Annotated in this window: 24 protein-coding genes; 17 read left to right on the plus strand and 7 right to left on the minus strand. The window is 57.0% G+C overall.

Annotated features, from left to right (window positions below):
- The first annotated feature begins 40 nt into the window (after window positions 1-40).
- Window positions 41-1,612, plus strand: a complete 1,572-nt coding sequence (garD, locus tag CWM52_RS18950) for a galactarate dehydratase (RefSeq protein ID WP_100685520.1) — start codon at window positions 41-43, stop codon at window positions 1,610-1,612.
- Between the two features lie 64 nt (window positions 1,613-1,676).
- On the opposite strand, the gene CWM52_RS18955 is transcribed toward garD, so the two are convergent.
- Window positions 1,677-2,498, minus strand: coding sequence for a DeoR family transcriptional regulator (locus tag CWM52_RS18955; protein ID WP_100685521.1), 822 nt, complete (start codon window positions 2,496-2,498; stop codon window positions 1,677-1,679).
- 250 nt (window positions 2,499-2,748) lie between these two features.
- Here CWM52_RS18955 and kbaZ point away from each other — a divergent pair, with 250 nt between their 5' ends.
- The 9 genes from kbaZ to CWM52_RS19005 all read left to right on the plus strand — a co-directional run bounded on the left by kbaZ (window position 2,749) and on the right by CWM52_RS19005 (window position 12,103).
- Window positions 2,749-4,044, plus strand: coding sequence for a tagatose-bisphosphate aldolase subunit KbaZ (gene kbaZ / locus CWM52_RS18965; protein WP_206057725.1), 1,296 nt, complete (start codon window positions 2,749-2,751; stop codon window positions 4,042-4,044).
- A gap of 19 nt (window positions 4,045-4,063) precedes the next feature.
- Complete coding sequence (agaV, locus tag CWM52_RS18970) at window positions 4,064-4,537, plus strand: PTS N-acetylgalactosamine transporter subunit IIB (RefSeq protein ID WP_015585677.1); 474 nt, start codon at window positions 4,064-4,066, stop codon at window positions 4,535-4,537.
- A 10-nt stretch (window positions 4,538-4,547) separates the two neighbouring features.
- On the plus strand, window positions 4,548-5,327 hold the full coding sequence (gene agaW / locus CWM52_RS18975) for a PTS N-acetylgalactosamine transporter subunit IIC (RefSeq protein ID WP_100685523.1): 780 nt from the start codon (window positions 4,548-4,550) through the stop codon (window positions 5,325-5,327).
- Window positions 5,317-6,195, plus strand: a complete 879-nt coding sequence (gene agaE / locus CWM52_RS18980; RefSeq protein ID WP_015585675.1) for a PTS N-acetylgalactosamine transporter subunit IID — start codon at window positions 5,317-5,319, stop codon at window positions 6,193-6,195. The genes agaW and agaE overlap by 11 nt, the downstream gene beginning before the upstream one ends.
- A 17-nt stretch (window positions 6,196-6,212) precedes the next feature.
- The gene (gene agaF, locus CWM52_RS18985; protein ID WP_100685524.1) at window positions 6,213-6,647 is read left to right on the plus strand and encodes a PTS galactosamine/N-acetylgalactosamine transporter subunit IIA; all 435 of its coding nucleotides are present in this window, start codon (window positions 6,213-6,215) and stop codon (window positions 6,645-6,647) included.
- Window positions 6,644-7,777 (plus strand): N-acetylglucosamine-6-phosphate deacetylase, encoded by a 1,134-nt coding sequence (gene nagA / locus CWM52_RS18990; RefSeq protein ID WP_100685525.1) that lies wholly within the window; start codon window positions 6,644-6,646, stop codon window positions 7,775-7,777. The genes agaF and nagA overlap by 4 nt, the downstream gene beginning before the upstream one ends.
- Before the next feature lie 299 nt (window positions 7,778-8,076).
- Window positions 8,077-9,234: an SIS domain-containing protein gene (locus CWM52_RS18995; protein WP_100685526.1), complete on the plus strand. Its 1,158-nt coding sequence runs from the start codon at window positions 8,077-8,079 to the stop codon at window positions 9,232-9,234.
- Window positions 9,235-9,246: 12 nt separating this feature from the next.
- Window positions 9,247-10,119 carry a tagatose-bisphosphate aldolase subunit KbaY gene (gene kbaY, locus CWM52_RS19000; RefSeq protein WP_100685527.1) on the plus strand — a complete coding sequence of 291 codons (873 nt, stop codon included), beginning with the start codon at window positions 9,247-9,249 and terminating at the stop codon, window positions 10,117-10,119.
- Between the two features lie 94 nt (window positions 10,120-10,213).
- The gene (locus CWM52_RS19005; protein ID WP_100685528.1) at window positions 10,214-12,103 is read left to right on the plus strand and encodes an enterotoxin; all 1,890 of its coding nucleotides are present in this window, start codon (window positions 10,214-10,216) and stop codon (window positions 12,101-12,103) included.
- A gap of 34 nt (window positions 12,104-12,137) precedes the next feature.
- On the opposite strand, the gene rsmI is transcribed toward CWM52_RS19005, so the two are convergent.
- On the minus strand, window positions 12,138-12,998 hold the full coding sequence (gene rsmI, locus CWM52_RS19010; protein WP_100685529.1) for a 16S rRNA (cytidine(1402)-2'-O)-methyltransferase: 861 nt from the start codon (window positions 12,996-12,998) through the stop codon (window positions 12,138-12,140).
- A gap of 63 nt (window positions 12,999-13,061) precedes the next feature.
- Between rsmI and CWM52_RS19015 the strand changes: the two genes are divergently transcribed.
- From CWM52_RS19015 to dolP, 4 genes are read left to right on the plus strand one after another with little or no spacing between them, the layout of a single operon-like run.
- Window positions 13,062-15,161, plus strand: coding sequence for a penicillin-binding protein activator (locus tag CWM52_RS19015; protein ID WP_100685530.1), 2,100 nt, complete (start codon window positions 13,062-13,064; stop codon window positions 15,159-15,161).
- Complete coding sequence (locus CWM52_RS19020; RefSeq protein WP_100685531.1) at window positions 15,119-15,505, plus strand: YraN family protein; 387 nt, start codon at window positions 15,119-15,121, stop codon at window positions 15,503-15,505. Before CWM52_RS19015 ends, CWM52_RS19020 begins: the two co-directional genes overlap by 43 nt.
- A 22-nt stretch (window positions 15,506-15,527) precedes the next feature.
- The gene (diaA, locus tag CWM52_RS19025; RefSeq protein WP_004868024.1) at window positions 15,528-16,118 is read left to right on the plus strand and encodes a DnaA initiator-associating protein DiaA; all 591 of its coding nucleotides are present in this window, start codon (window positions 15,528-15,530) and stop codon (window positions 16,116-16,118) included.
- Window positions 16,119-16,127: 9 nt separating this feature from the next.
- Window positions 16,128-16,703: a division/outer membrane stress-associated lipid-binding lipoprotein gene (dolP, locus tag CWM52_RS19030; protein WP_100685532.1), complete on the plus strand. Its 576-nt coding sequence runs from the start codon at window positions 16,128-16,130 to the stop codon at window positions 16,701-16,703.
- A 718-nt stretch (window positions 16,704-17,421) separates the two neighbouring features.
- Here dolP and CWM52_RS19035 read toward each other — a convergent pair.
- From CWM52_RS19035 to CWM52_RS19045, 3 genes are all read right to left on the minus strand, one after another.
- Entirely contained in the window at window positions 17,422-18,459 is a 1,038-nt protein-coding gene (locus CWM52_RS19035) for a permease (protein ID WP_100685533.1), read from the minus strand.
- 42 nt (window positions 18,460-18,501) lie between these two features.
- A complete protein-coding gene (locus CWM52_RS19040) occupies window positions 18,502-19,146 on the minus strand; it encodes an NAD(P)H-binding protein (protein ID WP_100685534.1) in 645 nt (214 codons plus the stop codon).
- A gap of 92 nt (window positions 19,147-19,238) precedes the next feature.
- Window positions 19,239-19,676 (minus strand): YhbP family protein, encoded by a 438-nt coding sequence (locus CWM52_RS19045; RefSeq protein ID WP_100685535.1) that lies wholly within the window; start codon window positions 19,674-19,676, stop codon window positions 19,239-19,241.
- A 55-nt stretch (window positions 19,677-19,731) separates the two neighbouring features.
- Here CWM52_RS19045 and CWM52_RS19050 point away from each other — a divergent pair, with 55 nt between their 5' ends.
- On the plus strand, window positions 19,732-20,016 hold the full coding sequence (locus tag CWM52_RS19050; protein ID WP_004868040.1) for a GIY-YIG nuclease family protein: 285 nt from the start codon (window positions 19,732-19,734) through the stop codon (window positions 20,014-20,016).
- On the opposite strand, the gene CWM52_RS19055 is transcribed toward CWM52_RS19050, so the two are convergent.
- Window positions 20,003-20,506 (minus strand): GNAT family N-acetyltransferase, encoded by a 504-nt coding sequence (locus tag CWM52_RS19055; protein WP_100685536.1) that lies wholly within the window; start codon window positions 20,504-20,506, stop codon window positions 20,003-20,005. The genes CWM52_RS19050 and CWM52_RS19055 overlap by 14 nt on opposite strands.
- The gene (gene ubiT, locus CWM52_RS19060) at window positions 20,500-21,024 is read right to left on the minus strand and encodes a ubiquinone anaerobic biosynthesis accessory factor UbiT (RefSeq protein WP_100685537.1); all 525 of its coding nucleotides are present in this window, start codon (window positions 21,022-21,024) and stop codon (window positions 20,500-20,502) included. Before ubiT ends, CWM52_RS19055 begins: the two co-directional genes overlap by 7 nt.
- 221 nt (window positions 21,025-21,245) lie before the next feature.
- On the opposite strand from ubiT, the gene ubiU reads away from it, so the two are divergent.
- Window positions 21,246-22,241, plus strand: coding sequence for a ubiquinone anaerobic biosynthesis protein UbiU (gene ubiU / locus CWM52_RS19065; RefSeq protein WP_100685538.1), 996 nt, complete (start codon window positions 21,246-21,248; stop codon window positions 22,239-22,241).
- An 8-nt stretch (window positions 22,242-22,249) separates the two neighbouring features.
- Entirely contained in the window at window positions 22,250-23,128 is an 879-nt protein-coding gene (locus CWM52_RS19070; RefSeq protein WP_100685539.1) for a U32 family peptidase, read from the plus strand.
- The last annotated feature ends 9 nt before the right edge of the window (window positions 23,129-23,137 follow it).

The raw sequence follows: 23,137 nt of genomic DNA on the forward strand, positions 1-23,137 counted from the left end.
TTTATTTTATTATTCGCACCTTGCTGGAGAATACTGGACAATGGCTGACATTGAAATCAGACAAGAATCGCCGACGGCGTTTTATATAAAAGTACACGAAACGGATAATGTAGCGATTATTGTTAACGATCGAGGTTTAAAGGCCGGAACGCATTTCCCTGATGGGCTAACGCTCATCGAGCATATTCCGCAAGGTCACAAAGTGGCATTGGTTGATATTCCCGTGCACGGTGAAATCCTCCGCTATGGCGAAGTCATTGGCTACGCGGTGCGTGATATCCCGCAGGGTAGCTGGATTGACGAATCGCTGGTCGAACTGCCGAAGGCGCCGCCGCTGAACACGCTGCCGTTGGCAAACAAAATTCCGCAGCCTTTGCCTGCGCTGACCGGCTACACCTTTGAAGGGTATCGCAACACCGATGGCAGCGTCGGAACCAGAAACCTGCTCGGTATCACGACCAGCGTGCACTGCGTCGCCGGCGTCGTCGATTATGTGGTGAAAATTATTGAACGAGACCTGCTGCCGAAATACCCGAATGTCGACGGCGTGGTCGCTCTCAACCACCTGTATGGCTGCGGCGTGGCGATCAACGCCCCGGCCGCCGTGATCCCCATTCGCACAATCCATAACCTCGCGCTGAACCCCAATTTCGGCGGTGAAGTCATGGTGGTGGGACTCGGCTGTGAAAAGCTCCAGCCGGAACGCCTGCTTCAGGGCAGCGAGGATGTCGAGCCCGTCGCCGTCGACAGCGCCAGTATCATCCGCCTGCAGGATGAACAGCATGTCGGGTTCCAGTCAATGGTTGACGATATTTTGCAGGTAGCGGAACAACATCTGGCAAAACTGAATGCCCGTCAGCGTGAAACCTGTCCGGCTTCTGAACTGGTGGTGGGCATGCAGTGCGGCGGCAGCGATGCCTTTTCCGGGGTGACCGCCAACCCGGCGGTCGGCTATGCCTCCGACCTGCTGGTCCGCTGTGGCGCAACCGTCATGTTTTCTGAGGTGACTGAAGTTCGCGATGCTATCCATCTGCTGACGCCGCGGGCCATCAACGAAGAAGTGGGTAAGCGTCTGCTTGAAGAGATGGCCTGGTACGATAACTATCTCGATTCAGGCCAAACCGATCGCAGCGCCAATCCTTCCCCCGGCAATAAGAAAGGCGGCCTGGCGAACGTGGTGGAAAAAGCACTGGGCTCGATTGCCAAATCCGGCAAGAGCGCGATTGCCGAGGTCCTCTCACCGGGTCAGCGCCCAACCAAACGCGGCCTGATCTTCGCGGCGACGCCGGCCAGCGACTTTGTCTGCGGCACTCAGCAGGTTGCTTCCGGGATTACGGTCCAGGTGTTTACAACCGGGCGCGGCACGCCATATGGCCTGGCCGCCGTGCCGGTCATCAAGATGGCAACCCGTACCGAGCTGGCAAACCGCTGGTATGACTTAATGGATATCAACGCCGGGACTATCGCCACCGGCGAAGAGACAATTGAAGAGGTTGGCCAGAAGCTGTTCGGGTTGATTCTTGATGTCGCCAGCGGCCGCAAGCAAACCTTCTCCGATCGGTGGGGCCTGCATAATCAACTGGCGGTCTTTAATCCGGCGCCGGTGACCTGATTGCCCGTCGGGCGGCGCGACGCCAGCCGCCTGGCCGCAGACTCTCTTCCCTCAGGAAGGGGGTCTATGCCGCCTCCTGGCGCTTCACCAGCCGCACATCAATCCCGCACTTACGCAGCCCTTCCAGGCTTTCCGTCGGAATCCCTTCATCGACAATAATCATATCAATGCGTTGCGTATCGATGATCTTATGCAGGCTCGAACGATTAAATTTGGTGGAATCGGTGACGACGATAATGCGTTCCGCCACTTCACACATCCGTCGGTTCAGGCGGGCTTCATCTTCATTGTGGGTGCTCACACCGCGATCGAGGTCGATGGCGTCGACGCCAAGAAAAAGCATATCGAAGTGGTAATTCAGCAAAGACTGTTCGGCCTGATCGCCATAAAACGACTGCGACTGACGGCGCAGATGTCCGCCGGTCATTAACAGTTCTACCCCTTCGGCAGCCAGTAGCGCATTCGCCACATTCATCCCGTTGGTCATCGCAATAATGTCCGAATGCTGATGCAGCATGCGGGCGATTTCATAGGTGGTGGTCCCGGAGTCGAGAATAATGCGATGCCCCGGCTGAATCAGTTCTACCGCCGTCCGCGCAATGCTGCGCTTCACTGCGGTATTGAGCGAACTTTTATCTTCCACCGACGGTTCGGGAGCCGGCATGGTCCCATCGCAGATCAGCGCGCCACCGTAGGCGCGAACCGCAATCCCCTGTTTTTCAAGGAAGGCCAGATCGTTGCGAATGGTGACCGTCGAGACACCGTATAAAAGGGAAAGATCGTTCACCTGCACGCTTCCCTGCTGCCGTAAGCGCTGGATAATCTGCTCCCGCCTTTCACTGGTGCCGCTGGTGCGCTTATCTGCAGAAGAGTCGCTGCCGCTCATAAGTATTCCTTTCATCAAATCTTTCGTTTCATTTCGATTCCCCTATTAACACCTTTCTTTTAGCCGAATGCAAGCCCCACAACGCCAGGGGGAAGCGTAACGCCCCTCGCTGAAAACTTTCATTATGTTTCTTTTGTGAAACAGATCGGAAAACCATTATCTTTCGTTTTATTTTTACATCACCATAATGCAGTATTTAATGAAACAAAACGAAAGATCAATCTCATTACCATCCGAAATGGAGAGGAAAGTGAAACATCTGACAAAAATGGTGGCGCAGCATAAACAAGGTGGGGGCAACGGTATTTATGCCGTCTGTTCCGCCCATCCACTGGTACTTGAGGCCGCCATTCGTTACGCCCGGGCGCAGCAGACCCCGCTACTGATTGAAGCCACATCCAATCAGGTCGATCAGTTCGGCGGTTATACCGGCATGACGCCGGCTGATTTCCGCGGTTTTGTCCACCAGCTCGCCGATTCGCTCGATTTTCCCCAATCACAGCTGATCCTCGGCGGCGATCATCTTGGGCCCAACCGCTGGCAAACCCTGCCTGCCGCCCAGGCGATGGCGAATGCCGATGATTTAATAAAAAGCTACGTCGCCGCCGGTTTTAAAAAGATCCACCTCGATTGCAGTATGTCCTGCGAAGGCGATCCGCTACCGCTAACCGATGACATCGTCGCCGAACGCGCCGCGCGGCTGGCTCAGGTGGCGGAAGAGACCTGTCGCGAACGTTTTGGCGAATCTGACCTGGTCTACGTCATCGGCACCGAAGTCCCCGTCCCAGGCGGGGCCCATGAAACCCTGACCGAACTACAGGTCACGACACCTGATGCCGCGCGTGCGACGCTGGAAGCACATCGACATGCCTTTGAGCTACGCGGGCTGACCGCTATCTGGCCACGTATCGTCGGGTTAGTGGTACAGCCCGGCGTCGAATTCGATCACACGCATATCATCGACTATCAACCCCTGCGAGCCAAAGCGCTTAGCGCCATGGTTGAAGACTATGACGCGCTGGTCTTTGAAGCCCACTCGACCGATTACCAGACGCCGCAGGCGCTGCGGCAGCTGGTTAAAGATCACTTTGCTATTTTGAAGGTTGGCCCGGCGCTCACCTTCGCCCTGCGTGAAGCGCTGTTCTCACTGGCGGCAATCGAGGAAGAACTGCTGCCTGCGAAGGCCTGCTCCGGACTGCGTCAGGTGTTGGAAAACGTGATGCTCGATCGCCCGGAATACTGGCAAAACCACTATCACGGCGATGGTCATGCGCGGCGTCTGGCGCGAGGCTATAGCTATTCAGACCGCGTGCGCTACTACTGGCCGGATCGGCAAATCGATGAGGCGTTTGCCCGCCTGGTGCGTAATCTCGCGGACTGGCCGCTCCCGCTGCCGCTCCTCAGTCAGTATATGCCCCTGCAGTACATCAAAGTTCGCGAGGGCGATCTCAAGGCGGAGCCGCGAGAACTCATCCTCGATCACATTCAGGACATACTCCAGCAGTACCACGCCGCCTGTGTGGGCATGACGTCCCATAACGCATAACAACGAAGAGGAAAACGCGATGCCAAACATTGTCTTAAGCCGTATTGATGAACGTTTGATCCACGGTCAGGTGGGTGTCCAATGGGTCGGATTTGCCGGAGCGAACCTGGTACTGGTGGCCAATGATGAGGTTGCTGAAGACCCGGTACAACAGAACCTGATGGAAATGGTCCTGGCGGAAGGGATCGCCGTACGCTTCTGGTCACTGCAAAAGGTTATCGACAATATCCACCGCGCCGCCGATCGACAAAAGATTCTGCTGGTCTGCAAAACGCCCGCCGATTTCTTACGCCTGGTCGAAGGCGGCGTTCCCGTCACACGTATCAACGTAGGCAATATGCACTACGCCAATGGCAAACAACACATTGCCAAAACGGTTTCTGTAGACGCTGACGATATTGCGGCGTTTAACGGCCTTAAGGCCGCCGGGGTGGAATGCTTTGTTCAGGGCGTTCCGACAGAACCCGCTTTGGATCTCTTTAAACTACTCTGAGGGATTCATAATGGAAATCAGTCTGTTGCAGGCATCTGCGTTGGGCATTCTGGCCTTTATTGCGGGCCTGGATATGTTCAATGGCTTAACACACATGCATCGCCCGGTGGTGCTCGGCCCGCTGGTTGGCCTGATTCTCGGCGATCTGCATACCGGTATTTTAACCGGCGGTACGCTGGAACTGGTCTGGATGGGGCTGGCCCCGCTGGCCGGTGCTCAGCCGCCAAACGTGATTATCGGCACCATCGTCGGCACCACCTTCGCCATTACCACCGGCGTGAAACCTGACGTTGCCGTCGGTGTCGCCGTGCCCTTCGCCGTCGCAGTACAAATGGGGATCACCTTCCTGTTCTCGGTGATGTCAGGGGTGATGTCTCGCTGCGACCGTATGGCAGCGAATGCCGATACCCGCGGTATTGAACGGGTGAACTATCTGGCGCTGCTGGCGCTGGGGGTTTTCTATTTTCTCTGTGCTTTTCTGCCGATCTATTTCGGCGCGGAACATGCGAAAACGGCCATTGATGTCCTGCCTGAGCGCCTGATCGACGGTCTCGGGGTGGCTGGCGGCATTATGCCTGCTATCGGCTTCGCCGTGCTGCTGAAAATCATGATGAAAAACGTCTATATCCCCTATTTTATCATCGGTTTTGTCGCCGCAGCCTGGCTGAAGCTACCGGTGCTGGCCATTGCCGCCGCGGCGCTGGCAATGGCGCTAATAGACCTGCTGCGTAAATCTCCTGAACCGACTGCATCTGCGGCACAGAAAGAGGAATTCGAAGATGGCATCTAATCAAACCACTCTGCCAGGCGTCTCCGCCCCTGAAGAGACGCTGCTTTCCGGCGTGAATGAAAACGTCTACGAAGACCAGAGTCTCGGTGCGGAGCTGACGAAAAAAGACATTAACCGCGTCGCCTGGCGCTCCATGCTTTTGCAGGCCTCGTTCAACTATGAACGTATGCAGGCTTCAGGCTGGCTGTACGGTCTGCTGCCGGCGTTGAAAAAGATCCATACCAATCAACGCGACCTGGCGCGAGCCATGAAAGGGCATATGGGGTTCTTCAACACCCACCCTTTCCTGGTGACATTTGTTATCGGCATCATTCTCGCCATGGAACGCTCCAAGCAGGATGTCAACAGCATTCAGAGCACCAAAATCGCCGTTGGCGCCCCGCTCGGTGGGATTGGCGATGCAATGTTCTGGCTGACGCTACTGCCCATTTGCGGCGGGATTGGGGCCAGCCTCGCGCTACAAGGCTCTATCCTCGGCGCGGTGGTGTTTATTGTGCTGTTTAACGTGGTCCATCTCGGATTGCGCTTTGGTCTTGCGCACTACGCGTATCGTATGGGGGTGGCGGCGATCCCTTTGATTAAAGCCAATACCAAAAAAGTCGGACACGCGGCGTCGATTGTTGGCATGACGGTCATTGGCGCGCTGGTGGCCACCTATGTCCGCCTCAGCACCACGCTGGAGATCACCGCGGGTGATGCGGTGGTGAAACTGCAAACCGATGTCATCGATAAACTGATGCCGGCGTTTCTGCCGCTGGTTTATACCCTGACCATGTTTTGGCTGGTGCGCCGCGGCTGGAGCCCGTTGCGCCTTATCGCGCTCACCGTTGTGCTGGGCGTTGTGGGTAAATTCTGCCACTTCCTGTAAAGACAAAGAGGTATTCGATGTTAGGCATTATTTTGACGGGGCATGGCGGCTTTGCCAGCGGTATGGAAATGGCGATGAAGCAAATTCTGGGTGAACAATCGCAGTTTATTGCTATCGACTTTCCAGAAACCTCAACCACAGCCCTGCTGACGGCGCAGCTTGAGCAGGCAGTCAACGCACTGGATGCGCAGAACGATATCGTTTTTCTGACCGATCTCCTGGGGGGAACCCCCTTTCGCGTAGCCTCGACGCTGGCAATGCAAAAACCCGGGCGCGAGGTGATTACCGGCACGAATTTGCAGCTAGTGCTTGAAATGGTGCTGGAACGAGAAGGGCTGAACAGCGAGGCGTTTCGCCTGCAGGCGCTGGAATGCGGGCATCGCGGGTTAACCAGTCTGGTCGATGAACTGGCGCGCTGTCGCGAAGAAAAACCGGTTGAGGAAGGAATATGACGCACATTCTGCGTGCCAGACGCTTGCTAACCGAGCAGGGCTGGCTTGCCGATCATCAGCTTCGTATGGACGCGGGCGTAATGACCGCCATCGAGCCCATCCCGGTTGGCGTCACCGCTCGCGATGCCGATCTGCTTTGCCCGGCCTACATCGATACGCATGTTCACGGCGGCGCGGGCATGGATGTGATGGACGAGGCAGCGGAAGCACTCGACAGGCTGGCGATGTATAAAATTCGCGAGGGAGTGGGAGCCTGGCTCCCCACCACCGTCACCGCGCCGTTGCAGGCCATCCACCGTGCGCTGGAACGTATAGCCCGGCGCACGCTTTCCGGCGGCCCCGGCGCCCTGGTACTGGGGAGCTATCTTGAAGGCCCCTATTTCACGCCAGAGAATAAAGGCGCCCATCCCCCTGAGTTGTTCCGCGAACTGGATATCGCCGAGCTGGATACGTTGATTGCTCGCTCCCGGCAAACGCTGCGGGTCGTGGCCCTGGCGCCGGAAAAAGCGGATGCCATACGGGCGATTCACCATCTTAAACAGCAGGGTATCCGCGTCATGCTGGGCCATAGCGCCGCTACCTATGCACAGACCCAAGCGGCATTTACCGCAGGCGCCGATGGGCTGGTGCATTGCTACAACGGCATGAGCGGATTACATCATCGGGAGCCTGGGATGGTCGGTGCCGGGTTAACCAGCCAGCACGCATGGCTGGAACTTATCGCCGATGGCCATCATGTCCACCCTGCCGCCATGCAATTGTGTTGCCGCTGCGCCAAAGAGAGGCTGGTCCTGATCACCGATGCGATGCGGGCAGCCGGCATGCCGGATGGCCACTATTCACTGTGCGGCGAAGAGGTAGAAATGCGTAAGGGCATCGTACGTACCGCTGCCGGTGGCCTCGCGGGCAGCACGCTCTCTCTTGATGCCGCCGTTCGCAACATGGTTGAACAAGCAGGGGCCGCGCCAGAAGAGGCCATTCATATGGCATCGCTCCACCCTGCTCGTCTGTTGGGTATCGACGATCGGCTGGGATCGCTGCGGACGGGAAAATGCGCGAACGTTATTGCGCTGGATGACAACCTGCATCTGCAAAAGATCTGGGTTCAGGGACAGGCTCTCCCTCTTTAATCCTTTCGTTATGCATCACATTGGCCTTCGACCTGGTGCCGAAAGGCCTTTCCTTTTCTTTCTGAAATAGTGAAAAACAGATAATAAAATTAAATAAAACATTATTTATCATAATGTTAAAAACAAAATCTTCTCAAAGATCACAGTTTTCGTTTTATTTCCAACAGCTTTCATTGAACTTTCGATTTCTTTCCTATAGATTTTATCTAACTGATCACATGAATAAGTGAAACGAAACGAAAGATAGCGACATTTTTGCCAGCGTCTGATGTGGAATTCACACGACTAAGGACTGAGTTATGCCTGAAACCTATACCGCCGCCTGTGCCTCAACTGGCACCTGGACTGAAGCAGAGATTCGTCAACAGCCCTCCTGTTGGCTTCGCTCACTCAACAACATCGACAATAATCGAGCAACGATCGACAGCTTCCTCGCCCCGCTGCTGCGCAAAAACGATCTGCGGATTATCCTGACTGGTGCTGGCACTTCTGCCTTTATCGGCGAGATCATCGCGCCCTGGCTGTCGCGCCAGAGCGGAAAAAATATCAGCGCGATCCCGACCACTGACCTGGTCAGCAACCCCATGGACTACTTTAACGCCGCGCATCCGCTGCTGCTGGTCTCCTTCGCCCGCTCCGGCAATAGCCCGGAGAGCGTCGCCGCCGTTGAGCTGGCCAATCAGTTCGTACCGGAATGCTACCACCTGTCGATTACCTGTAATGAAGCCGGCAACCTGTACCAAAATGCGGTGAACAGCGATAACGCCTTTGCGCTATTGATGCCGGCAGAAACACACGACCGCGGCTTCGCAATGACCAGCAGTATCACCACCATGATGGCAAGCTGCCTTGCGGTATTCGCGCCGGAGAAGATCAACAGCAAAACCTTCCGTGACGTGGCGGATCGTTGCCAAACGATCCTCACGTCGCTGGGTGATTTTAGCGATGGTGTATTTGGTGATGAGCCGTGGAAACGGATCGTCTATCTTGGCAGCGGCGGATTACAGGGCGCGGCGCGTGAATCGGCCCTCAAGGTCCTGGAGCTGACCGCCGGCAAACTGGCGGCATTTTATGACTCTCCGGTCGGCTTCCGCCATGGCCCTAAATCGCTGGTGGATAGTGAAACGCTGGTGGTGGTGATGGTGTCCAGCCATCCCTATACCCGTCAGTACGATCTCGATCTACTGGCCGAACTGCGTCGTGACAACCAGGCCATGCGCGTGGTGGCGATAGCCGCCGAAAGCGCTGCCGCTGTCAAAGCTGGCTCACACATCCTTTTACCGTCGGCTTCCCGCGTCTTCAGCGATGTTGAGCAGGCGTTCTGCTTTCTGATGTACGCCCAGACATTTGCGCTCGCACAATCTATCCGCGTTGGCAATACGCCGGATACCCCTTCCGCCAGCGGTACGGTTAACCGCGTGGTGCAGGGTGTCGTCATTCACCCCTGGAATGCTTGAGAGGAACGCATCATGAGTATTATTTCAACAAAATATCTCCTGCTGGACGCCCAGGCAAAAGGCTATGCGGTCCCGGCATTCAACATTCATAACGCCGAGACGATCCAGGCGATCCTCGAAGTCTGCAGTGAAATGCGATCGCCGGTGATCCTCGCAGGGACGCCGGGCACGTTTAAGCACATCGCGCTGGAGGAGATCTATGCACTATGCAGCGCTTACTCCACCACCTACGACATGCCGCTGGCGCTGCACCTCGATCATCATGAATCGCTGGAAGATATTACCCGTAAAGTGAATGCCGGCGTCCGTAGCGCCATGATCGATGGCAGCCATTTCCCGTTTACTGAGAATGTCCGGCTGGTGAAATCGGTCGTGGATTTTTGCCATGCCCGTGATTGCAGCGTAGAGGCAGAACTCGGACGCCTGGGCGGCGTGGAAGATGACATGAGCGTTGATGCTGAAAGCGCTTTTCTGACCGATCCGCAGGAGGCAAAACGGTTTGTTGAACTGACCGGTGTTGACAGCCTCGCGGTGGCTATCGGCACCGCCCACGGGCTCTATAGCAAAACGCCAAAAATCGACTTCCAGCGTCTGGCGGAAATCCGTGAGGTCGTGGATGTACCGCTGGTGCTGCACGGCGCCAGCGACGTACCTGACGATTACGTCCGCCGCACCATCGAGCTGGGGGTATGTAAAGTCAACGTCGCCACCGAGCTAAAAATCGCCTTCGCCGCGGCGGTCAAAAAATGGTTCGCCGAAAATCCGCAGGGTAACGATCCTCGCTACTACATGCGCGTCGGTATGGATGCCATGAAAGAGGTGGTCAGACACAAAATCACCGTCTGCGGCTCAGCCAGTCGTCTACTGCTCCCCGCTGAAGCCTGATCGCTTTCGCAGGCGGTCATGATACGCCTCTGTCCCACAGCGTTATTCCCGACAGGATAACGCTGATAAAACGAAAACAAAGGACCTCTGCCCCATGAAAAAAGCGCTCAATGTTTCGTTGCTCGCCCTGTTTATTTCACAAAGCGCCTTTGCGGCGAACTATGCCCTGAATAACGACAGTATGGCTTTCTCATTCGATGATGCCAGCTCGGCTGTGGTGGTTAAAGATACCCATTCCGGCCATCAGCTGTCGCCTCAGGAGCCATTCTTTCTGACGCTGCCGGACGAGACCGTTATCCATGCGGCCGACTTTAAAATCAGACACGTTGAGAAAAAAGAGAATGCGCTGGTGGTGGAGTACGCTCACCCTGATTTCAACGTGACCATGACGCTGAATTTGCTGAAAGGCAAGTACGCCAGTATCGATTACACCCTTGCCGCCGTGGGTAAAGCGCAGAATGTCGCGAAAATCACCTTCTTCCCGACCAAAAAGCAGGCGCAGGCGCCTTATGTGGATGGCGCAATTAACAGTTCGCCGATTATTGCCGATACGTTTTTCATGTTGCCGAATAAGCCTGTCGTCAATACTTATGCCTATGAAGGCACCACCCATCTCAACGTCGAACTTAAAACGCCCGTCCAGCCAGAAACGCCGGTGAGCTATACCACCTGGTTTGGCACCGTGGCAGAAACCAGCCAGCTGCGCCGCAGCGTTAACCAGTTTATCAATGCCGTTCGCCCGCGCCCTTATAAACCCTACCTCCACTACAATAGCTGGATGGACATCGGCTTCTTTACCACCTACACCGAGCAGGACGTGCTGAGGCGTATGGATGAATGGGATAAGGCGTTTATTACCGGCCGCGGCGTACCTCTCGATGCTTTCCTGCTGGATGATGGCTGGGACGATCGTACCGGCAGATGGTTATTTGGCCCGGCATTCAGCCAGGGTTTCAGTAAGGTCAGGGAGAAAGCGGACAGCCTGCATAGTTCGGTTGGTTTATGGCTCTCGCCGTGGGGCGGTTACAATAAACCGCGCGATATTCGCGTCTCTCATGCCAAAGAGTATGGTTTTGAAACGGTCGACGGTAAATTTGCGCTCTCCGGGCCTCGTTATTTCAAGAACTTCAATGAACAGATCGCCCGTCTGATTAAGAACGAACACATCACCTCCTTCAAACTGGACGGCATGGGCAACGCCAACTCGCATATTCAGGGTAGTCCGTTTGCTTCCGATTTCGATGCCTCCATCGCCCTGCTGCACAACATGCGTAGCGCCAACCCGAACCTGTTCATCAACCTGACGACCGGCACCGATGCCAGCCCGTCGTGGCTGTTCTACGCTGATTCAATCTGGCGTCAGGGCGATGATATCAATCTGTACGGTCCCGGAACGCCGGTACAGCAGTGGATGACCTATCGCGACGCGGAAACCTGGCGCTCGATCGTGCGTAAGGGGCCGTTATTCCCGCTTAATTCCTTGATGTATCATGGCATTGTCAGTGCAGAGAATGCCTATTACGGACTGGAAAAAGTGCAGACCGACAGCGATTTTGCCGATCAGGTGTGGAGCTATTTCGCCACGGGAACCCAGCTACAAGAGCTTTACATCACGCCGTCCATGTTGAACAAAGCCAAGTGGGACGTTCTGGCAGAGGCGGCAAAATGGTCGCGTGAGAATGCCCGCGTACTGGTGGATACACACTGGGTCGGCGGCGATCCGACGGCGCTTGAGGTATATGGCTGGGCCTCCTGGAGCAAAGACAAGGCGATACTGGGGCTGCGTAACCCTGCGGATAAAGCGCAAAGTTACTACCTGAACCTGACCAAAGACTTTGAAATTCCTCAGGGCGAAGCAACCCGGTTCACTCTGACCGCTCGCTACGGCAGTAACCCAACGGTTCCGGAGCAATATCAGGACGCCGTGGTGATTACGCTACAGCCGCTGCAAACGCTGGTTTTTGAAGCTACGCCGATCCAATAAGAGATCAATGGCCCGGAGTTCCCGGGCCTGTCTCTTATCCCTGCTGCTCCAGGGCATATTTATATAGCGCATTTTTTTTCACGCCGTGAATTTCCGCGGCCAGCGCAGCGGCTTTTTTCAGCGGCAGTTCCGCCTGCAGCAGGGCCAGCGTGCGCAGCGCGACTGCCGGCAGGGCCTCTTCCTGCGCTTTAAACCCTTCGACGATCAGCACCATCTCGCCTTTACGCCGGTTCTCATCCTCTTTCACCCACGCCAGCAGCTCGCCAATGGGCGCACCGTGAATGGATTCCCAGGTTTTGGTCAGCTCACGCGCCAGCACCACGTAGCGGGACGCTCCCAGCACCGCGCAGATATCTTCCAGGCTTTCCAGCAGGCGGTGGGTTGATTCGTAAAAGATAATCGTGCGCGGCTCTTCTTCCAGTGCTTTCAGGGTATCGCGGCGCCCTTTTGATTTTGCCGGCAGGAACCCTTCGTAGCAGAAACGATCGGAAGGCAAGCCCGCCGCGCTTAACGCCGCAATGGCGGCACAGGGGCCCGGAAGCGGCACCACGCGGATATTCGCTTCGCGACAGGCCCGTACCAGGTGATAGCCAGGATCGTTGATCAGCGGTGTCCCGGCGTCAGACACCAGCGCAATGTTCTGCCCGTCTTTTAATTTCGCCAGAAGTGTTTCAGCTTTTTGCTGTTCATTATGGTCGTGCAGCGCAAATAAACGGGCGTTAATCGCAAAATGCTGGAGCAGCAAACCGGTGTGGCGGGTATCTTCCGCAGCAACTAAATCAACGGCTTGTAGCACTTCCAGGGCACGCTGCGTGATATCAGACAGATTTCCGATCGGAGTGGGCACAATATAGAGCTGCCCCTGAGAATTATCTGCTGATTCGTGTTGTTTCATTGTCTCGTCCGTATTGCCGAATTAATATTGAGCATTGAGCCAAAAAAATATCACTGGATACATATGGTACCGTCAACATTTCTTCGTTCTAAACCCGCGCGTTGTCTGCCCGTACTGCTGGCTGCATTGATCTTCGCTGGCTGCGGCACCCATACCCCGGATCAAAGCACGGCGTTTTTACAGGGTACGGCACAGGCAGATTCCAGTTACTACCTCCAGCAAATGCAGCAAAGTTCGAATGATAGCAAGACCAACTGGCAATTACTCGCCATTCGTGCACTGTTGCAGGAAGGCAAAAAACAGCAGGCCATCGATCTGTTCAACCAGCTGCCGTCTAATCTCAACAGCACCCAGACCCGCGAACAATCCCTGCTGGCCGTCGAAGTGAAGCTGGCGCAGAACGATTTCCAGGGCGCTCAGGCGCTGCTGGCTAAGCTCGATCCTGCCAGTTTTGAGCACAATCAGCAGCCGCGATACTGGCAGGCGCAGATTGATGCCAGTCAGGGCCGCCCGTCAATTACCCTGCTGCGCGCCCTGATCGCCCGGCAGGCGCTGCTGAGTCAGCCGAAACAACAGCAGCAGAATATCGACGCGACCTGGAAAGCGCTCACCTCAATGACCCAGGATCAGGCTAACGCGCTGATCATCAATGCCGATGAAAACGTGCTCCAGGGATGGCTGGATCTGCAACACATGTGGTTTGACAACCGTAACGATCCCACTCTGCTCAAAGCCGGCGTGAAAGACTGGCAAACCCGCTATCCGCAGAACCCTGGCGCGAAAATGTTGCCAACGGCGCTGGTGAATATGCAAAATTATAAACCGGCTTCAACCAATAAGATTGCGCTCCTGCTGCCGCTCAACGGCCAGGCCGCCGTCTTCGGCCGTACCATTCAGCAGGGATTTGAAGCAGCGAAAAATGGCGCGCCAACCGTTGCCGGAAGCGCCGTTCCTGCCCAGGTTGCGCAGGTCGCCAGTAGCGACGTCGTAAGCCCTTCGCAGGCAGAAGTAGGCGACCTGACCTCGGCCAATACCACGCCGGCTCCTGTGCAGGCGCCGGCAGCCGATCGGGCACCGGCTCCGGTGACGGCACCGACCGCCGCTCAGGCCGCCGTGGCGCCGAATCAGCCAGCCACCAGCAATACCGGCGCGACGAGCGCTCAACCCGCGGTCACCGCCCCGCAGGCCCAGACGGTTGCCACGGCCCCAGCCAATCCTGCGGCTGAACTGAAAATTTACGACACCACCGCGCAACCCATGAGTCAGTTGCTCGCGCAGGTACAGCAGGATGGCGCCACCCTCGTCGTCGGCCCGCTGCTCAAAGATAACGTCGAGGATGTCATCAAGAGCAACACCTCGCTCAACGTGCTGGCGCTGAACCAGCCGGAGAAAGTCGAAAACCGCGCCAATATTTGCTATTTCGCCCTTTCCCCGGAAGATGAGGCCCGTGACGCGGCGCGCCATATTCACGATCAGGGCAAACAAACGCCGCTGCTGCTGGTGCCTCGCGGCGCACTCGGCGATCGCGTAGTGAGCGCCTTTGCCAACGAGTGGTTAAAACTGGGCGGTGGTACCGTCCTGCAGCAGCGCTTCGGCTCAACTTCCGAGCTGAAATCCAGCGTCAACAGCGGTATCTCTCTGAGCGGAACGCCCGTTTCTACGCTGCCGTCGGCGGCTGACAGCGCCACCGGCAACCCGGAAGAGGCTCCGGTGAGCAGTAGCGGTGGCGTCGATGCCGCCTGGATCCTGGCGACACCGGAACAGATTGCCTATATCAAACCCATGATCGCCCTGCGCAACGGCAGTCAGAGTAATGTCACCCTGTACGCCAGCTCCCGTAGCGCCCAGGGCACTGCCGGTCCGGATTTCCGCCTTGAGATGGAAGGTTTGCAGTATAGTGAGATCCCGATGCTGGCCGGCAGCAACCCGGCGCTGATGCAGCAGGCGCTCACCGCCGTGCGTAACGATTATTCGCTGGCGCGCCTGTATGCGATGGGCGCGGATGCCTGGTCGCTGGCTAACCATTTCGCCCAGATGCGCCAGACGCCGGGCTTCGAGCTGAACGGTAACACCGGCGATTTGACGGCCACGCAGGACTGCGTGATCAACAGGAAATTGTCATGGCTCAAGTACCAGCGCGGACAGATTGTCGCCGCCAACTAACCAAACAGACCGGAGATGCCTGGGAAAACCAGGCTCGCCGGTGGCTGGAAAGCCAGGGTCTGCGTTTTATCGCCGCCAACGCTCGTGAGCGAGGTGGCGAAATTGACCTCATCATGCGCGATGGCGCGGTAACCGTTTTTGTGGAGGTGCGCTATCGGCGCAGCGCAAGCTACGGAGATGCCGCCTCCAGCGTCACGCAAAAAAAACAACAAAGACTCCTCCAGGCTGCTCGCCTGTGGCTCTCCCGACAGAATGGGAGCTTTGACACTGTGGATTGCCGTTTCGATGTGGTAGCCTTCACCGGAAACGACATCCAATGGCTGAAAAACGCCTTTGGCGAATAGCGTAAATGAATTAAGGGATCCCGTGCTCGATAGAATTAAAGCCTGCTTCACTGAAAGCATTCAAACCCAAATTGCAGCAGCGGAAGCTCTCCCGGATGCCATCTCTCGTGCGGCCTTGACCCTGGTTCAGTCGTTACTCAATGGCAACAAAATCCTCTGTTGTGGCAATGGCACCTCTGCCGCCAACGCACAGCATTTTGCTGCCAGCATGATTAATCGTTTTGAAACAGAGCGTCCTGGTTTACCCGCCATTGCACTAAATACCGATAATGTGGTCTTAACCGCAATTGCCAACGATCGCCTGCATGACGAAATCTACGCCAAGCAGGTTCGCGCGCTAGGCCACGCAGGTGATGTTCTGCTGGCTATTTCCACACGCGGCAATAGTCGGGATATCGTGAAAGCCGTTGAGGCTGCGGTCACCCGCGATATGACCATCGTCGCACTTACCGGCTACGATGGCGGTGAGCTGGCGGGTCTGCTGGGGCAGCAGGATGTCGAAATCCGCATTCCGTCCCATCGCAGCGCGCGAATTCAGGAAATGCATATGCTCACCGTTAACTGCCTGTGCGATTTAATTGATAACACGCTTTTTCCACACCAGGACGATTAAGGAGAACACATGAAGGCTCTCTCGCCCCTTGCCATCATTCTTTCTGCGCTACTGCTACAAGGATGCGTTGCCGCAGCGGTAGTCGGAACGGCCGCTGTCGGCACCAAAGCCGCCACGGACCCGCGTACGGTAGGTACTCAGGTTGATGACAGTACGCTGGAACTGCGCGTCAACAGCGCGCTGTCGAAAGACGAGCAAATTAAGAAGCAGGCCCGGATTAACGTGACGGCCTATCAGGGTAAAGTCCTGCTGACCGGTCAGTCTCCGGTGGCAGACCTCTCCGCGCGCGCGAAGCAAATTGCGATGGGCGTCGAAGGGACAACGGAAGTCTTTAACGAAGTGCGTCAGGGCCAGCCGATTGGTTTAGGTACCGCTTCTTCGGATACCTGGATTACCACAAAAGTGCGCTCTCAGCTGTTGGGATCCGATCAGGTAAAATCGTCAAACGTCAAAGTAACGACCGAGAATGGCGAAGTGTTCCTGATGGGTCTGGTCACGGAACGTGAAGGTCGCGCGGCGGCAGATATTGCCAGCCGGGTCAGCGGCGTGTCGCGCGTCACCACCGCCTTTACCTATATCAAATAAACGCGCCCCCCTGCTTGCGCTACGCTGAGCCGGGCTACGAATGTGCTGTCCCGTAGCCCGGGTAAGGCGTGTACGCCGCAACCCGGGAGAACGATATCAACCCCAGTCCGCCAGTCACCGCACCGCACAGCGCCACCGGTCCCGTAGCCCGGGTAAGGCGTTTACGCCGCGACCCGGGAGAACGATATCAACACCAGTCCGCCAGTCACCGCACAGCGCCACCAATCCCGTAGCCCGGATGAGGCGTGTACGCCGCAACCCGGGAGAACGATATCAACACCAGCCCGCCAGCCAGCGCGCCACACAGCGCCACCGGTCCCGTAGCCCGGGTAAGGCGTTTACGCCGCGACCCGGGAGAACGATATCAACACCAGTCCGCCAGTCACCGCACAGCGCCACCAATCCCGTAGCCCGGATGAGGCGTGTACGCCGCAACCCGGGAGAACGATATCAACACCAGCCCGCCAGCCAGCGCGCCACACAGCGCCACCGGTCCCGTAGCCCGGGTAAGGCGTTTACGCCGCGACCCGGGAGGGTTATATCAGCGCCAGTCCGCCAGTCACCGCACCGCACAGCGCCACCAATCCCGTAGCCCGGGTAAGGCGTTTACGCCGCGACCCGGGAGGGTTATATCAGCGCCAGTCCGCCAGTCACCGCACCGCACAGCGCCACCAATCCCGTAGCCCGGGTAAGGCGTTTACGCCGCGACCCGGGAGGGTTATATCAGCGCCAGTCCGCCAGTCACCGCACCGCACAGCGCCACCAGCCCACCGGTCAGCCACAGCGCTTTCGCCGGAAAAGCCTTACGCAACATAATCAACGACGGCACGCTGACCGCAGGCAACGTGATAAGCAGCGCCAGCGCCGGGGCAAACCCCATTCCCGCCAGCATCATGGTCTGGACGATAGGGATCTCCGCTGCGGTAGGGATGACAAACAGACAGCCGGCTATCGCCATCGCTATCACCCAGAACAGGGTATTCCCCACGACGCCATCGGCATGCGGGAACAGCCAGACGCGCGCCGCTCCCAGCACCAGGACCGCCAGAATATAGACCGGGATAGTGTTCCAGAACAGGGTCCAGAGCGCGCTCAGCCAGCGGGTGAAAAAAGGCCCCTGTGCGGTATCACCGACAGCCGGAAGGTCTGACGGTTGCGTTGCCGCCTCTTTGACCCATTTTTGCACCAGCGTCGCCACGATCAGCACCGTTGCCAGCCCGGCAACCAGGCGAATCAAGGCAAACTGCCAGCCCAGCACAAAGCCCATAAATACCAGCGTTGCCGGATTCAGCAGCGGGTTGCCCATCCAGAATGCCAGCGCGCCGCCCATCGATACCTGCTGCTTACGCATTCCCGCCGCGACCGGTGCGGCGCAGCAAGTACACATCATACCGGGCAGAGAAAACAGCGCACCTGAGAGCGTACCGCGAAATCGCGATTGACCCAGCGTACGCAGCAGCCAGTCGCGTGGGATCAGCACCTGAATCAGCGAACCGAGCAGCACGCCCAGCACCGCCGCTTTCCAGACCGCCAGGAAGTAGACCACCGCGTAGTCCCATGCCGCTTTCAGCGGGTTAGCGTCGGCCTGGGCCAGAATTGATTTGCCGATACTGTGGGTTTCTGCGGCCGTAAACGCCTTGCCATAGTAAGGCTGCCATTTAACGAACCACAGGCCAACGATAACAACGAGAAAAAACAGCGCGGGCTTCCACCATTGAAACGGTGATGCCGCCCGAGATGAAGACTGACCAGCCATAGTATTCCCCAGGAAGGATGTGGTGATGTGAAGCGCAGAATACTACCCTTCGCGGGTCGCAATTTCACGCAGTTTTGCCGATGGCAGAATCGTCACGCCTTCCCGTCCAGGGGTCAGCGCTTCGCTCAGCATCGCTTGCGCCACCTCATGGGCAGGGATAGATTTCCAGTTTCCCGGCAGCAGTCGGAACAATGGTGCCAGCACCGCTTCGTTTGCCCTTTTTTTCTCGCGATCGCCCAGCAGCATCGACGGGCGCAAAATCGTCAGACGCCTCCACGGCTGCGCACGCAACGCCTCTTCCATTTCGCCTTTAACGCGGTTGTAGAAGAACATCGAATGCGGATTGGCCCCCATCGCGCTGACCACCAGCATGTGCTTCGCGCCCAGCCGTAGCCCGGTGAGCGCAGTATCCACCACCAGCCGGTAATCGGCCTGAATGAAGGCGGCTTGACTGCCCGCGTCTCGCAGCGTAGTCCCCAGACAGCAAAACACGATATCGACGGGGTCAACAACCTGCGCCAGCGCATCGCTCAGTTGAGGGGCATGGGGATTCAGCACCCCCTCGGCATCCGCCAGCGGGCGGCGGGTTGCGGCAGTTATCGCCGCAATGCCCGGCGCCTGAATTAACATTCGAAGTAAGTGCCCACCAACCAACCCGGTAGCCCCTGTTATTAGCACCTGGCTCATTATGCCCCCTGAAAAATCAGCCCTTCAGCAGCGGATGCCGCGGTAACAAAAGTATGCGGGAAATGTCAGACTCTGCACGCCCGTGCGGGCTTTCACTCGCTATCCGGGTGACGGAGCCAGTGTAACTTGCTGCCGAACCCCAGCGTGTTATCGGTGAATTTGAGCTCATCCGGACGGATTTCCCAGACCGGCGCCCGCAGCATCCTGGCGATCGGAAAGCGGCTGACGTACCGCGCGCGCATCGCCGCTTCCTCGTCGCCGGAAAGACGGCGAATTTCACCTTTAAACTGGACGCCGCGAATGCGGGCTACGGTTTTCGGCTGGCCATTTACGGTGCCGGCAACCTTTGCGCGCAGGCCGGTCATCTGCCCGTGGCGGGTATGGTCATCACTCAGGAGATAGAAGGCGACGTTTTGCGCGTCATACACATAGAACGCATTGGCGCACCACAGCTCTCCCTCACTGGCAACGCACCAGCTAATCACATGCTGTTTGCCAAGCCAGCGGCTGATAGCAGCAAGCGTATCCATCTTTACTCTCCGGTATGTTATGGTGCATCTACCTTAACATACCGACCTTTCTACCGTGCGCTGGTTTCTCTATCTGATACGTACCGCCGATAATCGCCTTTATACCGGGATTACTACCGATGTTGCGCGCCGTTTTTGTCAGCATCAGGATGGCAAGGGAGCAAAAGCATTGCGGGGAAAAGGCGAGCTGCAGCTGGCGTTCAGTCAGGAAGTTGGTGAACACTCACTTGCATTACGACTGGAGTATCGTATCAAGCAGCTAACGAAGCGCCAGAAAGAGCGCCTCGTTGCCGGTGATGGTTCTTTTGAGACTCTGCTGGAGAGCCTCAGAGGCGGTTAAAGCGATCGCAGTACTCGACCAGCCCATGCACCCCTTCCAGCGCGTCATCGGCCAGCGGGCGTACCTGGAACGCCTCGGCGGTATCCGGCCAGCGGCAACGCAGATCGAAGCGGGCAGCCGGCTCAAAGCCAAGGCGCCCGTAGAGGGCCGGATCGCCCAGCGTCACCACTGCGGCATAGCTAAACTCATTTAATGAATCCAGCCCTTCGTAGACCAGCTGACTGCCGATGCCCTGGCCGCGATAGTTTTCATCTACCGCCAGCGGCGCCAGTCCGACCCACTGCAGCTCTTCGCCTTCAACGGAGACCGGGCTGAAGGCGACGTAGCCAATAACCTGCCCTTCATCATCTGTCGCCACCACGCCCAGCGTGATCAGACCGTCTTCACGTAAATCGTGCACCAGCTGCGCTTCGGCATCGCTGCCAAACGTACGGCGCAATAACGCGTCGATTCCCGGTGCATCAATCCCAATTTCAACTCGAATCAGCATGCCTCACCTACCGATGTCTGTTCAGGTTTCCGCGGGCCGTTTAGCCCCGCTTCAACAAAGTCAGCCAGCTGCAGCAGCATCACGCGCAGCGCTTTTGGCATCTGCTCCAGCTCAATGGCATCCATCAGGTTTTTTACATACAGCCCCAGCTCAGTATCGCCTTCGATGACCAGCCGACGCTGGAAGAACAATGTATCCGGATCCTGTTTACGCGCGACAATCATCAGCAGATCGCTGGCATCGGCGCTGAAGCTCACATCCGCTTCGGCCGTAGAGCTGACCACCAGACGCCCATCGCTCACCGAGGTATACCACAGCAGACCGATATCACGCACATTAATACTTAACCAGCGGCCTTCGAGAAAATCCAGTTCGCCATCCTCCAGAGCCTGACGAAACTGCCAGCTTAATACCTGCTCCAGCACCTGGCGCTTGAGGGCAAAAGGCGCCAGCTTAACCGGCACGCTCATCAAAGACGGGCCAAAGTGGACCAGCCGGGAACGCAATTTATCCAACACAAGCCTTACTCCATGAAAGCAATAGTTCCGCTATTGTGCCATATCAAATAAACGACATAGCGGCGTAAATCAACAAAATCACCACGACGGGTAGCTATTATTGGCGCCGCCAATACGCTTTTAACTGCCTCAAATCAAAAATTGTCACCAGAAGGTTAACTAAAATCCCTGCTCATTAACCCTATCAGCGTCCCTTCGGGCCGCATTTTTCAGGAAAAGTTATGGAGCTGCTCTGCCCAGCCGGCAACCTTCCGGCACTTAAGGCGGCCATCGAAAACGGTGCCGACGCCGTCTATATCGGGCTGAAAGATGACACCAACGCCCGCCACTTTGCCGGTCTTAATTTCACCGAAAAGAAACTGCAGGAAGCCGTGAGTTTTGTGCATCAGCACCGTCGTAAGCTGCATATTGCGATCAATACCTTTGCGCATCCTGACGGCTATGCCCGCTGGCAGCGCGCGGTAGACATGGCGGCGCAGCTGGGCGCGGATGCTTTAATCCTTGCCGATATCGCCATGCTGGAATACGCCGCGGAGCGTTATCCGCATATTGAACGCCACGTTTCGGTACAGGCGTCGGCAACCAATGAAGAGGCGGTGCGTTTCTATCAGCGCAATTTCGATGTCGCCCGCGTCGTGCTGCCGCGCGTGCTGTCAATTCATCAGGTAAAACAGCTGGCCCGCACAACGCCGGTGCCGCTGGAGGTCTTCGCCTTCGGTAGCCTGTGCATCATGGCGGAAGGCCGCTGCTACCTCTCTTCCTACCTGACCGGCGAATCGCCAAATACCGTCGGCGCCTGTTCCCCTGCACGCTTTGTTCGCTGGCAGCAAACGCCGCAGGGTCTCGAATCACGCCTCAACGAAGTGCTGATCGATCGCTACCAGGATGGTGAAAATGCGGGCTACCCGACGCTATGCAAGGGCCGCTATCTGGTAGATGGCGAGCGCTATCATGCGCTGGAAGAGCCAACCAGCCTGAATACGCTGGAGCTCCTGCCGGAACTGATGGCGGCAAATATTGCGTCGGTGAAAATTGAAGGTCGTCAGCGCAGCCCGGCCTATGTCACCCAGGTGGCGAAAGTCTGGCGTCAGGCGATCGACCGCTGCAAAGCCGATCCGCAAAACTTTATTCCGCAATCCGCATGGATGAAGACGCTCGGTGCGATGTCCGAAGGGACACAAACCACTCTTGGCGCCTACCACCGTAAATGGCAGTGAGAAAAGTCATGAAATATTCATTAGGGCCGGTGCTTTACTACTGGCCGAAGGAGACGCTGGAAGATTTTTACCAGCAGGCCGCGCGCTCCAGTGCCGATACGATCTATCTGGGCGAAGCCGTATGCAGCAAACGTCGCGCCACCAAAACAGGCGACTGGCTGGAGATGGCGAAAGCGCTGGCGGGCAGCGGTAAGCAGGTGGTGCTCTCCACGCTTGCGCTGGTGCAGGCCTCTTCCGAACTCAATGAGCTGAAGCGCTATGTCGATAACGGCGAATTTCTGATCGAAGCCAGCGATCTTGGCGTCGTCAATATGTGCGCAGAGCGCAAACTGCCGTTCGTCGCCGGACATGCGCTCAACTGCTATAACGCCGTCACCCTGCGTCTGCTGCGTAAACAGGGAATGATCCGCTGGTGTATGCCGGTTGAACTGTCTCGCGACTGGCTGGTGAATCTGCTCACCCAGTGCGAAGATCTTGGTTTGCGCGATCAGTTCGAAGTGGAAGTCCTGAGCTACGGCCATCTGCCGCTGGCCTATTCTGCGCGCTGCTTTACCGCACGTTCCGAAGATCGGCCAAAAGACGAATGCGAGACCTGCTGCATCAAGTACCCGAACGGGCGCAGCGTGCTGTCCCAGGAAAATCAGCAGGTGTTTGTCCTGAACGGTATTCAGACCATGAGCGGCTATGTCTATAACCTCGGCAACGAACTGGCGTCGATGCAGGGGTTGGTCGATATGGTGCGCCTGTCCCCGCTGGACAACGATACCTTTGCCATGCTTGATGCTTTCCGCGCCAATGAAAACGGCGCCTCGCCGCTGCCGCTGATCGCCAACAGTGACTGTAACGGTTACTGGAAACGGCTGGCCGGGCTGGAACTGCAGTCCTGAAAATAGCTC

The organism is Raoultella sp. T31 (assembly GCF_002806725.1).
Classification (GTDB): Bacteria; Pseudomonadota; Gammaproteobacteria; order Enterobacterales; family Enterobacteriaceae; genus Klebsiella; species Klebsiella electrica.